15 protein-coding genes and 1 riboswitch are annotated in these 16,811 nt (G+C 46.5%); of the genes, 7 read left to right on the forward strand and 8 right to left on the reverse strand.

The genetic code is table 11. The annotated features are described in order from the left end of the window. Window positions 1-155: 155 nt before the first annotated feature. From QUA90_RS14920 to QUA90_RS14930, 3 genes are all read left to right on the forward strand, one after another. Entirely contained in the window at window positions 156-356 is a 201-nt protein-coding gene (locus QUA90_RS14920; RefSeq protein ID WP_333446279.1) for a hypothetical protein, read from the forward strand. A 17-nt stretch (window positions 357-373) separates the two neighbouring features. Then, complete coding sequence (locus QUA90_RS14925) at window positions 374-976, forward strand: DUF3038 domain-containing protein (protein ID WP_333384901.1); 603 nt, start codon at window positions 374-376, stop codon at window positions 974-976. Window positions 977-1,154: 178 nt separating this feature from the next. Then, window positions 1,155-2,747 carry a DUF4335 domain-containing protein gene (locus QUA90_RS14930; protein WP_333384904.1) on the forward strand — a complete coding sequence of 531 codons (1,593 nt, stop codon included), beginning with the start codon at window positions 1,155-1,157 and terminating at the stop codon, window positions 2,745-2,747. A gap of 72 nt (window positions 2,748-2,819) precedes the next feature. Here QUA90_RS14930 and QUA90_RS14935 read toward each other — a convergent pair whose 3' ends face one another. Together QUA90_RS14935 and QUA90_RS14940 are read right to left on the reverse strand one after the other, a co-directional pair. Beyond that, the gene (locus tag QUA90_RS14935; protein WP_333384907.1) at window positions 2,820-4,178 is read right to left on the reverse strand and encodes a DUF3370 domain-containing protein; all 1,359 of its coding nucleotides are present in this window, start codon (window positions 4,176-4,178) and stop codon (window positions 2,820-2,822) included. Between the two features lie 140 nt (window positions 4,179-4,318). Beyond that, on the reverse strand, window positions 4,319-5,242 hold the full coding sequence (locus QUA90_RS14940; protein ID WP_333446281.1) for a nucleoside hydrolase: 924 nt from the start codon (window positions 5,240-5,242) through the stop codon (window positions 4,319-4,321). A 79-nt stretch (window positions 5,243-5,321) separates the two neighbouring features. On the opposite strand from QUA90_RS14940, the gene QUA90_RS14945 reads away from it, so the two are divergent. Then, window positions 5,322-7,283: a S9 family peptidase gene (locus QUA90_RS14945; RefSeq protein ID WP_333446283.1), complete on the forward strand. Its 1,962-nt coding sequence runs from the start codon at window positions 5,322-5,324 to the stop codon at window positions 7,281-7,283. 109 nt (window positions 7,284-7,392) lie between these two features. Here QUA90_RS14945 and QUA90_RS14950 read toward each other — a convergent pair whose 3' ends face one another. Beyond that, the gene (locus QUA90_RS14950) at window positions 7,393-7,515 is read right to left on the reverse strand and encodes a hypothetical protein (protein ID WP_333086344.1); all 123 of its coding nucleotides are present in this window, start codon (window positions 7,513-7,515) and stop codon (window positions 7,393-7,395) included. 5 nt (window positions 7,516-7,520) lie between these two features. Between QUA90_RS14950 and QUA90_RS14955 the strand changes: the two genes are divergently transcribed. Further along, entirely contained in the window at window positions 7,521-7,739 is a 219-nt protein-coding gene (locus tag QUA90_RS14955) for a hypothetical protein (RefSeq protein ID WP_333084085.1), read from the forward strand. Window positions 7,740-7,951: 212 nt separating this feature from the next. Here the strand turns inward: QUA90_RS14955 and QUA90_RS14960 are convergent, their stop codons facing one another. The 4 genes from QUA90_RS14960 to ntrB form a co-directional block, all read right to left on the reverse strand. Further along, window positions 7,952-8,737, reverse strand: a complete 786-nt coding sequence (locus tag QUA90_RS14960; protein WP_333321907.1) for a universal stress protein — start codon at window positions 8,735-8,737, stop codon at window positions 7,952-7,954. 46 nt (window positions 8,738-8,783) lie between these two features. Next, the gene (locus QUA90_RS14965) at window positions 8,784-9,623 is read right to left on the reverse strand and encodes a nitrate ABC transporter ATP-binding protein (protein WP_333321905.1); all 840 of its coding nucleotides are present in this window, start codon (window positions 9,621-9,623) and stop codon (window positions 8,784-8,786) included. A gap of 153 nt (window positions 9,624-9,776) precedes the next feature. Next, window positions 9,777-11,207 carry an ABC transporter substrate-binding protein gene (locus QUA90_RS14970; protein ID WP_333321903.1) on the reverse strand — a complete coding sequence of 477 codons (1,431 nt, stop codon included), beginning with the start codon at window positions 11,205-11,207 and terminating at the stop codon, window positions 9,777-9,779. Window positions 11,208-11,304: 97 nt separating this feature from the next. Continuing rightward, a complete protein-coding gene (gene ntrB, locus QUA90_RS14975) occupies window positions 11,305-12,153 on the reverse strand; it encodes a nitrate ABC transporter permease (RefSeq protein WP_333321901.1) in 849 nt (282 codons plus the stop codon). 99 nt (window positions 12,154-12,252) lie between these two features. Beyond that, window positions 12,253-12,469, reverse strand: a riboswitch (cyclic di-AMP (ydaO/yuaA leader). A gap of 171 nt (window positions 12,470-12,640) precedes the next feature. Here ntrB and QUA90_RS14980 point away from each other — a divergent pair. Next, window positions 12,641-13,837: a sensor histidine kinase gene (locus QUA90_RS14980; RefSeq protein ID WP_333321898.1), complete on the forward strand. Its 1,197-nt coding sequence runs from the start codon at window positions 12,641-12,643 to the stop codon at window positions 13,835-13,837. A 124-nt stretch (window positions 13,838-13,961) separates the two neighbouring features. Here the strand turns inward: QUA90_RS14980 and QUA90_RS14985 are convergent, their stop codons facing one another. Next, window positions 13,962-15,299, reverse strand: coding sequence for an ArsB/NhaD family transporter (locus QUA90_RS14985; RefSeq protein WP_333446286.1), 1,338 nt, complete (start codon window positions 15,297-15,299; stop codon window positions 13,962-13,964). A 207-nt stretch (window positions 15,300-15,506) separates the two neighbouring features. On the opposite strand from QUA90_RS14985, the gene QUA90_RS14990 reads away from it, so the two are divergent. Beyond that, on the forward strand, window positions 15,507-16,790 hold the full coding sequence (locus tag QUA90_RS14990; RefSeq protein ID WP_333446288.1) for a HAMP domain-containing sensor histidine kinase: 1,284 nt from the start codon (window positions 15,507-15,509) through the stop codon (window positions 16,788-16,790). Window positions 16,791-16,811 lie beyond the last annotated feature (21 nt).

Genomic DNA, 16,811 nt, shown 5'->3' on the forward strand with positions numbered 1-16,811 from the left:
GATGAAGCAATGACAACTATAATCTGACAGACTATAAGTAGCGACAGACTATAAGTAGCATTCGATAGCGCTAGGATCTTTGCATTGATATAAGTCCCAATAGTTTCAAAGCACTGATTTGATTTCGGTCACTGTGTGGCGTAGGATGGTTAGGAGTGAAAATCTATGGGTTTTGCGGATTGCGATCGATCGAACTTGAAGCCGCAACTTTTAACCCGCAACTCCGTCCAGCAGTTAGGATTGCCGGAATCAAAGCAACGAGCTATGGAGACAACTTAACAGATGTGCTGTTGCCCACAGGCCCAAAAGCTTTAATCAGTGCATACTGTTTGATATCCTGCCTCAACCAGTCTTAATTTCCCGTGCTGAAGCCATGCGCTCGACCGTAAAGTCCTCCGCTCCCAACGAAACGGGCCAATCTCCCAACTGGGAAGAATTGACCCAAAAAGCACCAGAACCTACCCAGTTGGACAACATTAAAGCCCAACTGGATTTAGTGCTGTTAGCCCTAGAAGCACTGGCAGAAATTGGCTCAGAGGCGATGCTCAAGGTAGCAGCCGAACTGAATTTAGAGCCAATGGTAGCCGATCGGGTAGCTTTGTGGCGGCTGCGCCAATCTAACCCGCTGCGGAAAGGCCAGGGAGGGCGCAAAAAACTCGATGTGGAGGAAGCTCGATCGCTCGTTTTGATAAGCTGTCATTTGGCAAAACAGCACCAAGCTTTAATCCGCCGCGCTGTTGCTTTGCTGGAACAAATGGCCGAGCAAAACCGCGAACCTCACACCATCGCTTTGTTGGGAGATTATATTGACAGGTTCAGCAACACTTATGGCTCGCGCATGGAAGATGCAGAAAATTTATCGGCCCGAGAGTTGACTGATTTGGCCCTCAAACTCCTGATCGATTTGCTATTTTACAGCAGTCCCGGCGGCCACCGCCGCCTCTGGCTGGCTCTTCTAGACCGTGCTAAGAATTAAACAACAGTCAGTAGTCAATAGTCAGTAGTCAGTAGTCAGTAGTCAGTAGTCAGTAGTCAGTAGTCAACAGACTTTCGGCTCTAAGAATTAAACAACAGTCAACAGTCAACAGTCAACAGTCAACAGTCAACAGTCAACAGTCAACAGTCAACAGTCAACAGTCAACAGACTTTCTGCTATGGTTCTCAAACGGTTCACGCCCCCCACTTGCACGCTGGAAATTACAGCCAAAAGTTCGCCTCTATCTCGCTGGGCGGGCCAACCGGTGTTTAAATCTTTAAGTTTCGAGCTGCGACTCGACGACCCCAGGCTGCCAGATACCCAACACGTTACTCTCAGGGGTGATCGAATTCAACTCGAAACCCTCCACGAAGCTGTCAGCAACTACGTCCAAAACTTGCTCGGCGAATCCCGCGATTGGGAAAGCAACCTCACATCTCAAACAGGCCGTATCCCTGCGGGTTCAGACTCGCCCGAAGTCGCGCGTAATGCCGTTATATTCGATCGATCCGTCAACACTTCCGAACTAGCCACTTCCAACCCCTACTCTCTCCCAACTTCCTACCTTCCGGTTCCCCCCCGCTTAGAACCCCGCGGCTTGCTTGCCCACAACTTGTTTTTAGGCTCATTGAGCGCCGTAGAATCCGGGCCAGTAGTTCCCTTGAGCACCCTGCAACTGTTTGACTTGGCCACAGCACTAGATGACTGCGCCGCCGAAGTGATGGCGCTTCCCAACCTCAACCGTGAGTCCCGACGGCCGTTGTCCTCACCCTGGCTCAAGGTGGCAGCAATGCTGGTCGCCAGCGCGGGCCTGACGACAGGAATTATCAAATTGCTCGATCGAACCGCCACCTCCCCCCAAACCGCCTCAGCCCCCGCCAATCCACAATTGAGCACCGCTCCAGGAAACCCCCAGTTAGCTGCAGGCGTTTCCCCCAGTCCAGTTCCCGCGCTACCGACACCCCCAGCACCAACACCCGCAGCCACACCCGGTTTACCGCCCCTGCCGCCCCCGCCCATCAACACCGCCACCTCCCCCAGTCCCAGCTTGCCCCCCATCGCCCTCGCCCCAAATCCCCCCAGCAACAGACCCAGCCCCATCCAGCAGCCACCCCTGCTATTTCCCGCCAACGGCAGTGCAGCCAGCGCCCCACAGAGCGCCCCAGCATTCCCTCAAGGGTCAACAATCACTATTCCCGCCCCCGAAGAACCACCCATTTCCGCCCCCCAAGCACCCGCACCAGTACCCTACGTGCTGCCCCCATTACCGCCGAGACTAGCTCCCGCCGTACCGCCCCCCCTGCCGCCCTCCCTGTCGGCTTCCCGATTTCCCGTTCCCCCGCCCCAAACCTTCCCCAGCCCCATCGAGCCGATTGTCCCCCCCGCCAGTACCGAACTCCCACCCCTTGAGGACGGTCAACCAACCACCGAGTCTGAGAATAACAACGAGGTGGCTGCAAGCAAAAAAAACCGCACTTTATTTGATACAATTCCTCAAGTTTCAGAAGCTAGAACTTACTTTGAGGAACGCTGGAAGCCTCCAGAAGGAATGGAACAAACTTTGGAATACAGCGTGCTGATCGATGAAACTGGGTCAGTTCAAAGTATTGTGCCGATGGGAAAAGCAGCAGCAGATTATATCGAGCAAATTAATATGCCATTAGCTGGTGAGCCGTTTGTTTCTGCAGTTTCTAATGGCAAAAACCCGAAAATTCGAGTTGTTTTGCGACCAAACGGTCGAGTACAAACCTTTTTGGAAGAGAGTGATTAAACGCTCTCAAACACATTGTCGAGATGGGCAAATCCCGGTAAATTGCTAATGTTAAACAATTTCAAATCAGATTTAATTTGTTTTCACTGTCAAGACTTGCGGCGGCGACGCATCGGGCGGATAAATAAAATCCACTTCTACAAGTCGCTTTTCTCCCGATTTCATCTCTAATTTTACCAAAGGTTCCCCCTGCTGTCCCCGCCGCTGCACTAAATGCACGTACCGAGTTTGAGGCACTTTATTGTCATCAGTATACCGCACTCGAACCGTCCCCCTAAAAAAAGTTTGAGGTGCCGGAGCTTCTAAAAAATTAAGTCCTCCTGAAGTTAATTTGTCTGTCTTAATTGGAGTTTGAATTGCGACAGTTACAGTTTGATTGTTGCTGGTAGAATTGTACAGCGGCAAGCTGAGATTGTATTGAATTCCGTAATTGCCGTGGGCGCGGTATGCTGTATCTGGGTAGCGGACTAGCATTCTCGCACTTTGCACTTGATTTGTTCCCAGCATTCCGCGCGGGAGGCTACTTAATGGGTAGGAAAATGCTGTTCCGGGTTGGGGAATTGCTAGGTTTGATGTGGCGGGGTTGTCTGAGAGAAGTGCTCGCCATTCTGAACCTAATGCTACACCGGCAACTCGGCCGTAAATTATTTGACCTTCGGTGATTTCTGGCGGTGTGGGAGTTCGATCGCGCGGCCCGGCTATATTACCATTGTCTAATAAGTTTTGCCATTCTGCTAAGTTGGGCGATCGCTCGTTTCCCTGTCCGTTCCCCTGTCCGTCAACTCGGGCAAACATCGCCAGACTAGCAACATAGACTATACCATCGCTCCGTAACCGCATCAAGGTCGATCGACCGTTTAGCGGCGGTACCAATCCCCGCACCGGTATCGGATGATTCATCAACAATTGGCTTTTTCCAGGTGGAATAATTAACCCCGGCTCAAAGTCAGACTGTCTCCTTCCTCTGAGAATATCATTCACAGCGCGACTTCCCGGCCCCGCATAAATATTACTGTTTGAATTATCGACTTGCGGCGGCAATTCAATAAAAGGTGCATCGGGTTGACTGAGATAACTCGCAGCTTGCAATATATCTAATTTTACTGGTTTGTTGCCCGGATTGTAAACAATTACTCCTTGATATAATGTTCGCAAATCTTCCGGGGAAGGTGCGCGGGCTATGTGGTGGGCAAATATGTCGAAACGTCCTTGAAACGGAAAGTTTAAATGTGCCGCCGGAAATCTTTTACCATCTGGGGGAAATGTCGAAAGCAAAATTCCTTCTTGCAGCACTAATTCTGGACTGTTGCTGTTAAATACTGGTATATTGTCTAACTGTCCGGGGAGAGGTCGCACTTCTTGGATTTGAACTTTTTCTTGAGGTGCGGGAGGGGTTTGGGCTAAGGGGATGATTGATATAATTGGCAGCATTTTTGAGATGAGTTTTTTTTACCGCAGAGGGCGCAGAGGACGCAGAGGAAGAGAGGGAAGAGAAGACTCCGTAAATATTGGCGTTAGGGCGGGTTTTGTACGGAGATTTTACGTACCAGTCCTAGCAGATATTGTGATTTTTACCTCGCCCACTGTTGTAATATGTAATTGTAAAAGTTTTCTAGGTCTACTTTATCCATTGCTTGAATTTTTCGCCCACCCATTTTAACTTTTGTGCGTCCTTGACTGATGCCTTCGGTAATAATTTCTGTTTCCCATTCTCGCAGTTGGTAAAATTCTGGATGTGCTAAATAAGCGGTTGCCAAAATGTCCCAAAAATAGTAATCTTGAGATATTGCTATGGCATAACACTGTCCTGCTAAGTCGGAAATTGGACATTTGCGCTGTTTTGCTAAGAGATTGGAAAATTCTACAGTCAGCGGTACATTATTAGTGATGTCTAAAGGACACATGACAACGGGAATTTGGGTTTGCCAAATTCTCTCGATTGCTATCGGGTCCCAGTAAGCATTCCATTCCGCCGACATATCTTGTCCGGGTTCCATATCTTTGCTAACATTGCCCATAACATTGAGGGCGCCTCCCATCCAGACAATTTCTTGAATTTTGCTTTCAATTTCGGGCGCGATATCTAAAGCTTGCGCTACTGTTGTTAACGGCCCCGTTACCATTAATGTGACTGGTGCGGCTGCATCCCGCAAAACTCGCACCATAAAGTTTTGTCCGGGTTCTGATATTAACGGCGTGTCAATGGTTCCTTTTTCATTTAGAATGGGAAGTCGATCGACTGCAAAGGAATCTCGCCGAAATAACACCGGAAATGGATTCAGTCCCCGCACGGTACTCGCCGCCACCGGAACCTCTGAACGCCCCATCAAATCGAGGATTTTGCGCGTTGCACTCACCGCCGGTTGAATGTAGCAGTCCGCAGGAGTTACAATTACTCCCAGAGTTTCGACTTCCTCCATTGTCATCAGCAACACGACAGAGAGATAGTCGTCAACTGCACCGTCGTGATCCATTAGTACGAGTTTTTTGGACATTTTGCTTCCCCGGTGACTGAATTAGTGTAAAGTACAAATATTAATTTTTTTGTGCCAGAAACACAACTGCCTCAACTATATGAATACAGTATCACCTTACGGCTCTTGGAAATCACCTATTTCTTCCGATTTAATTGTTTCTGGAACTGTCGGACTCGGACAAATTGCTATTGACGGCGAGGATATTTATTGGGTTGAGGGAAGGCCTTCGGAAGCGGGGCGAAGCGTCCTCGTGCGGCGCACTCCTGACGGTACAATTAGCGACGTGACACCGCATCCTTTTAATGTTCGCACTCGCGTTAACGAATACGGCGGCGCTGCTTTTGCAGTTGCTGGCGGTGTGGTCTATTTTTCTCATTTTGCCGACCAACGTATTTATACTCAAACATTAAATTCTCAACCAGAACCTCTGACACCTACTGCTAATTCTCGCTATGCAGATGCGATAGTTGACAAGCAAACAAATCGCCTGATTTGCGTGCGCGAAGACCATTCAGGTGAGGGCGAACCTGTCAATACTATTGTTAGCATTAATTTAGATAACGGCGAAGATATTCAAATCTTAACTCAGGGTAATGATTTTTATGCTTCCCCTCGTTTAAGTCCTGACGGTTCTCTACTTTCCTGGATTTGTTGGAACCATCCAAATATGCCGTGGGATGGCACAGAATTGTGGGTGGCAGAAATTAATGCTGACGGTTCTTTAGGTGAAAAATACTTAGTTTCTGGCGGGGTTGAGGAGTCGATTTTTCAACCGGAATGGTCGCCCGATGGAGTTTTGTATTTTGTTTCTGATAAGTCTAACTGGTGGAATTTCTACCGCTGGCAATCTAGAACCCCCCTCAATCCCCCCTTGGTAAGGGGGGAAGCAGAGATAGAAACCAGCTTGTGCGAAATGGCGGCTGAATTCGGACTTCCTCAGTGGGTTTTTGGAATGTCTACTTATGCCGTTGTCTCGGAAAGCAAAATTATTTGCACCTACACTCAGCAAGGCCAGTGGTATTTAGCGAGTCTTGATTTAACGACAAAGCAGTTGACAACAATTGAAACGCCTTACACTGATATTTCCTCTGTCAAAGCGCAGGGACAAATAGTTGTTTTTCTGGCAAGTTCGCCGACTGAATCTACTGCTATTGTACAACTAAATTTAGCAACAAGCCAACTAGAAATATTGCGCCAATCGAGCAATTTAAGCATCAATCCGGGTTATCTTTCTGTACCGGAACCAATTGAATTCCCCACGGAAAACAATTTGACTGCTTTCGGTTTCTTCTATCCTCCGAAAAATCAAGATTTCGCAGCACCTGCGGGTGAAAAACCGCCGCTTGTTGTGAAAAGTCACGGCGGCCCAACTGCTGCTACTTCTAGCAGCATGAATTTGAAAATTCAATATTGGACGAGTCGCGGTTTTGCCGTACTCGATGTTAATTACGGTGGCAGCACTGGTTACGGCCGAGAATACAGAAAAAGACTGCAAGATAGTTGGGGAATTGTCGATGTTGACGACTGCGCTAACGGTGCTAAATATTTAGCTCAAAAGGGTTTAGTTGATGGCGAAAGAATGGCGATCGCCGGAGGCAGTGCAGGGGGGTACACCACTCTGTGCGCTCTTACTTTCCGTGATGTGTTTAAGGCCGGTGCGAGCTATTATGGAGTTAGCGATTTGGAAGCTTTGGTAACGGATACTCACAAGTTTGAAGCGCGCTATCTGGATGGATTAATCGGGCCTTATCCTGAAAGAAAAGATTTGTATGTAGCTCGTTCGCCCATTCATTCCGCCGAACGTTTATCTTGTCCCGTTATCTTTTTTCAAGGATTAGAAGATAAAGTGGTTCCGCCTAATCAAGCGGAAATGATGGTAGAGATATTGAAAGCTAAAGGTTTGCCGGTGGCTTATGTTGCTTATGAAGGGGAACAGCACGGTTTTCGCCGCGCTGAAAATATCAAAAGAACTCTTGACGGCGAATTCTATTTCTATTCGCGGGTGTTTAAGTTTGAGTTAGCTGAATCTGTGGAGGAAGTGCAGATTTACAATCTTTAGCAAAAATTAAGTTTGCAGTTGCTATGTTTGGGCTAAAACGCAACTGCAAGCTTTAGCATATTTCGCAAATAGGGAATGTGATGTCGTTCACAATTTTTGCTGTTTGCTGTCACAAGTTTTGGCGGTTGATTGTCACACCTTTTAAGGAAATATACTGACAGAATATCAGAGTGCGATCGCCTTTTGTTACCGAAGAAACGCCCGATCGCGCCATCCTCGATTTTAGAGTCAATCGCTATGCAAACTCCTATCAACCTGATTCCATCTGCTTTGGGCGAGCTGTTTGCCGAAGTGAATCATAATGGCTACATTACTCTAGCCGATAGATACGGTTTGATGGCTGCTATTTTTGACGAAAATTTGACGGAGGAAGACAAACGCTCGATCGATCGGCTCCTGCGCTCTGTGTGCCGAGGAAGGATAAAATTAGTTAACGAATTGTCTATGATCAGGTAAGTGACGAGAATTTTCCTTAAGAGTAATTTTAAACATCTCAATAATCAAAAAAAAGTCTCAATTGTATCGTAATTGGGACTTCGAGGGAGGAAACTATTGTTATTTTGTGATCGATATAGAACTTATGCAAAAAAAGGTTGGGCGCGCGAATTATAGTCGTAGGGTGCGCTGCACCTTACATAATTAAATTCTGCCCCAACGAGGGAACAAGTTTAACGTGCAGGTATAGTTGTCGCCAACTGTAACTTGCTCAAACTTTCTTCAGGCTGAACATCCATCTGATAGCTAAGTGCCGAAGGAATCCCGAGTACGCAGCAGGGAAAATTATTGCCTAGTTCCCTAACCAGCCGATGGTTGCCAGAACCACAGCCCAAGAATAGTAAATTTGCTGATTCTAATTCAACCACGTTTTTCAGTTCTGTAGCAACCCGCCCGATGCGTAAATGAGCTTTAAATAAACCGCGCCATTCCTCAGCCAAACAGCGCGCTTGCCACAGCAACTTATCTGCTATCTCATACTCATTCTTTTGACCAAAAATTTCTCGAAAATAATGCGGATCTATCCAAGTTTTTGGCGGGGATACCGATTGGATTTCCCCTGGTAAAACCATCGCAGGCGCTGCACAATTAAGGGCGAATGTTTCCTCTAAATTAGACACTTTGACCTGGGCAGCCAAGGCATTTGCTACAGCCAATTTGCAAGTATCTTCGCCGTAACTTTTGGGCGCTTCGTCTATAACGTAGACGACTTGAACCGTGACTTCTTTAGTTGTTACTAAACGAGTTTGATGCGCCATCCAAAGGGTAATATCCAGAGCTATTTGACTTTGGGGAGAACTGTTGTAACCGACAATAAAATTGATTGTTTTGGTCGATTTTGAGGATTTTGATTTCTTAGAAACTGGTAATATTGGCTCCGGCAGCAACACCATTTCTTCTGCTAAATTTTGGTATCCCAATGCACTTTCAAAACGCGCTAACATTGTTTTGAGATTCACAGGCTTAACCTCTCTTAAGTGAATTGTTATGTCGATCCGTCGGGTGTTATTCGTCTTGAGTAAAGTAGCGATCGAGAAAATTCAAAGCATAGTTGCGGAGTTCGTAATAATCCTTCGATTCCCGCAACTCCTGGCGATCGCGCGGGTGTGCAAACGGCACTGACAAAATCTCTCCTATTGTCGCCGCCGGGCCGTTTGTCATCAGCACAATACGATCGGACATATAGATAGCTTCATCCACATCGTGAGTAATCATCATTGCAGCTTGTCTGTGATTTTCCCAGATATCCAGCACCTGTTTCTGCAACTTGCCACGAGTTAGAGCATCCAACGCTCCAAACGGTTCGTCCATTAATAACATTTTCGGTCGAATCGCCAAAGCTCGCGCAATCCCAACCCGCTGTTTCATGCCCCCTGAAATTTCGTCTGGATATTTATCGGCTGCCGATATTAAGTTTACCATTGCTAGGTGTTCGTTGACAAGACTAATCTTCTCCGGGCGGCTAAGACTTTGCAAAACTTCATCAACTGCCAGCCGAATATTTTCCCGCACCGTCAGCCAAGGCAGCAATCCGTAGTGCTGAAATACCATCATGCGATCGGCTCCCGGTTTGCGAATTTCTTTTCCTTCCAGTGTCACTATTCCCGCGCTCTGTTTTTCCAAACCTGCCACTATTTTTAGCAGCGTTGATTTGCCACACCCGGAGTGACCGATTACCGAAATATATTCGTTTTCTCCAATACTTAAATTGATATTTTCCAAGACGCTAAATTCTGTACCGTCAGCATTTTTATACGACTTGAACAAGTTGTTAATTTCCAGAAATTCCGGGTGCTTCTGGACTTGGCTGCTGGCTTCGATAGAAGTAGAAAAGTATTGAGTCACGGTATTCTCCTAAAAAGTAGTAAAGTGTTAATTTGATTTCCTTCCGGTTGCGTAATCTCTAAAATCTTTTAGTCGGTTTCAACCGACTGTCTTCTATTAGCCAGGGACTTAAGCCCCTGGCGGGACATTAGGAAAAGCGCAACATCTCAAACATTAAGACTGATAAAAAGACTGAGGGCGGTTTGCTCGAATTTCAAAACTATTCAAATAACCCACCGGATCGCTTGGATCAAATGCCTTTTTATCAATAAAAAGTTCAGCCGGTTCCACTTGGTAATCCTCCTGGGGACAATCGATACCCATTTCGGCAACAATCTTGCGGTAAAAGTCGGTTCTCCAAGCTTTTTTAGCTAATTCCTCAGCATTTTTGGGAACTTCTTTAATCTGTCCCCAGCGAGCGGCTTGAGTCATCAACCAAATACTCTGAGACTGCCACATAAATGTTGAATGATTTCCGGCTATTTGAGGTAAGTTCTTAGGAATGTCATAGAAAATAGTTGCATCTTCCGATTGTATGGTGCGGTCTTTTTCGTCAAACCCTCCATAGTTGTAGTCGCCAACAATTGCTGGTCGCGTAAATTTGTCGATCGCCCCTTTTTTCGGTCTCGCCCCCGTAAACGATCGCTCAGTCAGCAGCGCCGATATTTCATTGCGATTTTCCGGCTTGCTGCAATACTGACAAGCTTCCACCATTGCCTTAACCAGCGAGTAATAAGTCTTCGGATTTTCCTCAATGAATGATTCCATTACTCCCAAAAGGCGATCGGGATGTCCCAGCCAAACTTCCTTCCCTTGCACAAAGGTAAAACCCACTCCCAAATTGCCTTGAATTGCCCGCGTATTCCAAGGTTCTGCCACCATGTAAGCCTGCATCGCGCCAATCCTGATATTAGTTACCATCTGCGGCGGCGGCACAATAATTACCCGAAATTCTTTGAACGGATCGACACCGGCAGCCGCCGATATGTAGCGGACAAAGTATTCGTAAATCGCAGAACTCAGAACCACTGCCCAAACTCTTTTTTCCGACGGCTGACTGTCAAAAAAGGCTCGAAATTGTTTGCCAAATTCTTCCAAATTGCCGTTGTATTCGTGCCACGGGCGCAAACCGGAATCCCACATAGCTTTGTTCATCGTCATGGCGTTGCCGTGGCGGTGAATTGTCATTGCCGCGCACAGGGGTGCGTGGCGCGCTCCTTCGGCGCCAACTCGGGCGTTTGTGACGGCGCCGGATACAACTGGGGATGCGTCGAGGCGGCCGAAGATTACGCCGTCGCGGGAGGTTGCCCAGCTTGCTTCGCGGTTGAGTGTGACGTTTAAACCGTATTTGCGGAAAAAGCCTTTTTTCCAGGCGATCGCAAATGGTGCACAATCGTTAACCGGCACGTATCCTACGGTTAAATTGGGTTTTTCTAAGGTTCGGGAATCGACAACCGGCTTTACGGCTGAGGCTTCTTCTGTGAGCCCTTTTGCCGATCGATCCGCGCTAATTGCACAACCAGATAAAGCCATTCCCGCCGCCACCGAGCCCATTCCTTGCAAAAACTCTCGGCGCTTCCATTCATTGGAAAACTTGTCACTCATATTTAATTCTCGATCGCTAATAGCTAAATGTCCGTCATCAAAAGCCCTAAGCTTTTAGCTAGCTAATGACTAATGACTAATGACTAATGACTAATGACTAATGATTAATGACCGAGCGATGCGTTACCAATTCCTGAACTTTGTCAACCGCAGCGTCGAGCAACAATCCAGTTAAGCCAATTACAAACACCGCTAAAAATACTGAACTCAGGTTCAAACGGCTCCATTCATCCCAGACAAAAAAGCCAATTCCCACACCACCTGTCAGCATTTCCACCGCCACAATCACCAGCCAAGCAATCCCCAAACTAATCCGCAAACCTGTAAAAATGTATGGCAAACTCGCCGGCCAAATTATCTTGGTAATCCGCCTCCAGCGCGGCATTTCCAACACTCGCGCCACATCCAGATAATCCTGGGAAACGCTAGAAACTCCCAAAGCGGTGTTGATAATTGTCGGCCACAAAGAGGTAATGAATATGACAAAAATTGCCGACGGCTCTGCTAAATTAAAAATCGATAAAGCTATCGGCAGCCACGCTAGCGGCGACACCGGTTTGAAGATTTGAATCAGCGGATTGAGCGCCATCATTGCCGGTTTCGACATCCCGATCAGAAATCCCACGGGAATCGCAACTGCTGCACCCAGCAAAAATCCCACCAACACCCGCCGCAAACTCGCTAGCAGCAGCCAGCCAATGCCTAAATCTCCAGGCCCGCGCTGGTAAAATGGATGCAATATGTAATCTAAATTAGCTATTAAAGCCTGATAGGGAGTGGGAATCAAATCGCTGTTGAAGCTGGCAACAATCCACCACAAGCCAAGAATTCCCAAAAAACCAGCCGCCGGCAACAAAACTGCATCTCGGATAACAACGGGTTTGACCCGCTTCCACGTTGCAACTCCTGCAAGTACGATCGCAGATAAATTAAGGTGTATGAACATTTCAATCTCCTTCAGAGTCAGGGCAGGTACAAGAATCTTGAACAATACCAACCTGAGACACTGACGAAGCCAAACTATCTTGTTCAGAAATTTGGCTTTTCAGTCTCTTCTCAATGCCTGCGAAGTTAGCTGACGGGCTAGGACTGAGAGATGTCCTTCTCTACATAATTAAAGGTTAAAAATTACACTCACTCAAACTGGGAAATTTTTAACTTTGCTTTTTAATTTTGTAGAAATTAGCCCCGAAAATTGGTTCCTCCGCTCCAGCCACACGCTTGGTTTGATTGCGCGGTGCTCGATTAGGCTTGACTTTTTAAGCCAATTTCAATCAAGGTAGCACGAGCATTTCATTTTGTCAATATGTCTTGAGGAGTAGCTATTTGCGATCGGCAAAGCTCCAAAGTTGAGAGAAAATTCCAAAAGTTAATTAATTAAACTCACCTAGAGAGATAAAATGCGATCGGCCACTTCTTTCTCTACTTGAGCCATGAGAGACTTTAGCCTCGCGCTGCAAGATCGAATTGACATAATTATACAAAACTGGATCGAAGCTGTACGCTCCGACGACCAACTCGAAACCGCTAAGGAACTCACCTACAATGGCGTGCGCGACAGCGTTCCAATGGTACTACACGCGATCGTAACCATGCTTTCCCAATCCCAAGAGAGCGACATTCGCACACTCGTAGAAAAAAGTTTAGAACACGGAACTCTCAGGGCAAAACAAGGCTACGACGCCGAAGAAATTGCGCGGGAATACCGCTTGCTGCGCTGGGTAATTTTCGATGCTTTAGAGCCAGAATTGTTAAAAGCCTCTGCCGCCGAAGTCAGCAGAGCTTACCGCTTAATTGACACGGCCCTCGACGAAGTAATTGCTAAATGTTTCCAAACCTTTACCCAGGAAAGATTCCAAGAACTAAAGGATTTGCAAAACCAAATGCAACTTACAAATCAAGAACTGACTCGCTTAGTTCGCGCCAATCAAGAGAACTTATCTCACTTAGCTCACGAATTAAAAACTCCCCTCACCTCTATTATCGGCTACTCAGATTTGTTTTTGCGCCAGCAACAAAATTATTCAGAAATTAAAGGTTCGGTACCCAATATAGGACATATTGATAGAGTCCTTAACAGCGGCAGACTGTTACTGAGATTGATCAACGATACTCTGGAAATTTCGCGGTACGAAGCCGGACAAATAAAATTACAACTAGCGCCAATCAGACTGCCAGATGTACTCGCCACTGTTGTTGAAATAATCGAGCCTTTAGCGAAAGCCAAAGGTTTAGAGATAGCTGTTGAGTGCCATCTCTCAGACGATCAAGTGGTGACAGATTGCTTGCGCTTGCAGCAAATCATCACAAACTTAACCAGCAACGCCATTCGCTACACCACAGCCGGTACTGTTACCATAAAAAGCGAACTTTTGCCAGATAAATATTGGACAGTAACTGTCTCAGATACAGGAATTGGCATTCCTCCCGAAGACTGCGAGCGGATTTTTCAACCCTATTTTCGAGCCGACAACTCCCTAAGCTCTGGCATTCCTGACAGTACCGGCTTAGGGCTAGCAATTGTCGCTCGATTAGTTAAGCTCTTGCAAGGTAAAATCGAATTAGTGTCTGAAGTAGGAGTTGGCTCGTCCTTCACTGTAATTTTCCCCTTAGAATTGGATGGATTTTAGATGCTTTAGTATTACCAACCAATTTTTCTTCCCTCTTCCCTATGACTTCTTCCCTCTTCCCTCTGACTTCTGACTTCTGACTTCTTCTCTCTTCCTTCTTCCTTCTTCCTTCTTCCTTCTTCCTTCAAATCAGAAACCGAAGAGTTACATAAACAGCCGCACTTATTAATTGCACAGCCATCACAGAAAGCCCGTAACGCAGAAAAGTTTGAAAAGAAATCCGGCGTCCGTGCTGTTCAGAAATTCCCGCTGCCACTATATTAGAAGAAGCTCCTACCAAAGTGCCATTTCCTCCTAAAGTGGCTCCATACATCATCGCATAAAACAGCGGCAGCACAGCAGGTGGAAACTGCCCTGCAAAATCCGGCGCCAGCACTTCTGCCGGTGCGAGCCCGACATTGACAACATACTGTTTTAGCAGCGGCACCATCGCCACTACCAGCGGAATATTTGGCACCACGCTCGACATCAAACCCACAAAAAATAACAAAACTAAAGAACCAAGAAAAATATTTTTACCTAAAATCACTGCTAATATTCCAGATATACTGCCGATTACTCCGGTTTTTTCCAAACCGCCAATCAGCACAAAGATAGACATAAAAAATAGTAGCGTGCTCCAATCTAAATCCCGCAAAATATTATTAACAGAATCAATTTGGGAATGGTGAGCTAAAAGCATTGCCAAAGCAGCCCCCAACAAAGCAACGGCTGCCGGTGAAATAGGCACGGGCAGAGACTCTCCTATTACAAAAAATGTCAGCACGAAAGCTATAATTACACCGCCCACTGCTAAAACTCGTGGGTGATTGATTTTTGGGTGCGGCAAATGTTCCAAATCGTCTAACTTTTTGTTCCAAATTTCGCGGAACAGCCAAGGCAACATAACTACTATCACTCCTACTGCAATTGCCCCGCCCAAACTTAACTTTACCAGGTAATCTGCAAAGCTCATGTTAATAGCATCACCGACAATGAATGTCGCCGGATCGCCCACGATTGTCAGCAGTCCCGAACTGTTAGCTACAAATACCATTAAAATCAGTAACGGCACAAAATCTACACCGACTTCTTCTGCCATTGGCGGAATTAAGGGTGCTAGCAGCATGACTGTCGTGGCATTGGGCAAAACAGCACAAATTGGGGTAGTAATTGCGACAATACCCAGTAAGAGATTTTTGCCTTTGCCTTTAGCCAAAAGCACAATTTGAGTTGCCAAATACTCGAATACTTTGGTAGGCTCAAAGGCTCTCACCATTACCATGACTCCGAAAAATAAGCCCAGGGTGGCGTGACTCCGACCGATATATTCGATCGCGTTGTTTAACGTCATCACGTGGGTAAAAACCAGAATCACCGCTCCCAGAAATGCCGCAACTGTGAGGTGTATCCATTCTGTAATTATTAAGAAAACTACACATATAAATGTTGTTGCAGCAATCACAGCTTGCACGTTTTCCATTTAGTCCCCTGAAAATAATAGAACTTAAAAATTAAAAAGTCTCGGTTCGAGTGAATATACTACTTTCTGGCTCTTCTGTCAATAAATTTAAGTGCTGATTTTGGCAGCAACAAGCTGGGAGCGACTCATCAAGAGCTCTCCGGTACACGGAAAAAATCACCTCAAAACTACTTCTTTTGGGAGGGTCGTGATCGGCAGAAGTTTGGTATGGCGATCCGGCGATCGCTCAACTACAATGAAGCATGGGCAATCTCTGCCAAACTCAACCCCCACGCAGACATCATGGACTACAGCCAAGTGCTCGCCGACAAAACCGATACTATCGTCCAAAACTGGATTGAAGCAGTTCGTCAGGATCGGAAAATTGAAACCGCTGACGCCTTACCGCACTCAGCAATCGAGAATCACATACCTCACCTGCTGGCGGCGATGGCCACAGTGCTTTCCCAATATCAACACAGCGAAATAAAAGTAATAATAGAAGCCAGTTTAGATCACGGATTTCTCAGAGCCGAACAAGGCTACGACGCCGCAGAAGTAGCCCGCGAATACCACTTATTGCGTCAAGTAATATTCTCCCAATTAGAAGCAGATTTGCTAGCAGGAACCACCACCGACGTATTCAGAGCTTTTCGGCTGATAGATGCCGTAGTAGACGAAGCAATTGCCCAGTGTTTCAATAGCTACGTTGCTCAGAGGCTGCTGGAACTTCAACAAATTCAAACTCAGTTACAACTCACCAATCAAGAACTCTCTCGCCTTGTCAGCGTCCATCAAGAAAACGTCTACCATTTGGCTCACGAACTCAAAACTCCTCTCAACTCAATTATTGGTTATTCCGAACTATTCCTGCGAAAAGAAAAATGGCAATCACAAGTCAAAGATACCCTCCCCGGCATCGAACATATCGAGCGAGTATTGCGTAACGGCAGACAGTTGCTCCGCATGATTAATGACACGCTAGAACTTTCTCGCGCCGATGCCGGAAAAATTAAACTTAACCTGCAGCGAACTAATGTACGATCGGTAATTAACACCGTAGTAGAAATGATGCAGCCAATTGCTGATGCTAAAGGACTAAAGCTCGCTGTTACCAGCGACTGCGGCCCAACACAAGTAATCTCTGACTCTGGGCGGCTGCAACAAATTCTGATCAACCTGCTGAGCAATGCCATTCGCTATACAGAAGCTGGTAGCATCGAATTAAGTTGCCACCCTGCTGGAGAAGGAAATTGGGCGATCGCAATTACAGATACCGGCATTGGCATCGCCCCCGAATATACAAAGCGCATCTTTGACCCCTTCTTTCAAGCAGGAGAAGCCGGCAAACAGCTCTTTCCTGCCGAAAGCACCGGCCTGGGATTAGCAATAGTATCGCGGCTCGTCACGCTGCTCCAAGGCAAAATCGAGCTAGTATCAGAAATAGGAGTCGGTTCAACTTTTACCGTGATTCTGCCCCTAGAAGTTAAAATACTCCAAGAAGTAAGCTAAACATTAAGTTCAAATTTTTAC

Origin of the sequence: Microcoleus sp. D3_18_C4, assembly GCF_036702355.1 — a bacterium.
Lineage (GTDB): Bacteria > Cyanobacteriota > Cyanobacteriia > Cyanobacteriales > Microcoleaceae > Microcoleus.

Bases quoted from the DNA above. Each gene is read 5' to 3' on its own strand.
- QUA90_RS14955 (WP_333084085.1), top strand. From the start codon at position 7,521: ATGCAAACTCCTATCAACCTGATTCCATCTGCTTTGGGCGAGCTGTTT.
- QUA90_RS14990 (WP_333446288.1), top strand. From the start codon at position 15,507: ATGGCGATCCGGCGATCGCTCAACTACAATGAAGCATGGGCAATCTCT.
- QUA90_RS14930 (WP_333384904.1), top strand. From the start codon at position 1,155: ATGGTTCTCAAACGGTTCACGCCCCCCACTTGCACGCTGGAAATTACA.
- QUA90_RS14980 (WP_333321898.1), top strand. From the start codon at position 12,641: ATGAGAGACTTTAGCCTCGCGCTGCAAGATCGAATTGACATAATTATA.
- QUA90_RS14925 (WP_333384901.1), top strand. From the start codon at position 374: ATGCGCTCGACCGTAAAGTCCTCCGCTCCCAACGAAACGGGCCAATCT.
- QUA90_RS14970 (WP_333321903.1), bottom strand. From the start codon at position 11,207: ATGAGTGACAAGTTTTCCAATGAATGGAAGCGCCGAGAGTTTTTGCAA.
- ntrB (WP_333321901.1), bottom strand. From the start codon at position 12,153: ATGTTCATACACCTTAATTTATCTGCGATCGTACTTGCAGGAGTTGCA.
- QUA90_RS14935 (WP_333384907.1), bottom strand. From the start codon at position 4,178: ATGCTGCCAATTATATCAATCATCCCCTTAGCCCAAACCCCTCCCGCA.
- QUA90_RS14940 (WP_333446281.1), bottom strand. From the start codon at position 5,242: ATGTCCAAAAAACTCGTACTAATGGATCACGACGGTGCAGTTGACGAC.
- QUA90_RS14985 (WP_333446286.1), bottom strand. From the start codon at position 15,299: ATGGAAAACGTGCAAGCTGTGATTGCTGCAACAACATTTATATGTGTA.
- QUA90_RS14945 (WP_333446283.1), top strand. From the start codon at position 5,322: ATGAATACAGTATCACCTTACGGCTCTTGGAAATCACCTATTTCTTCC.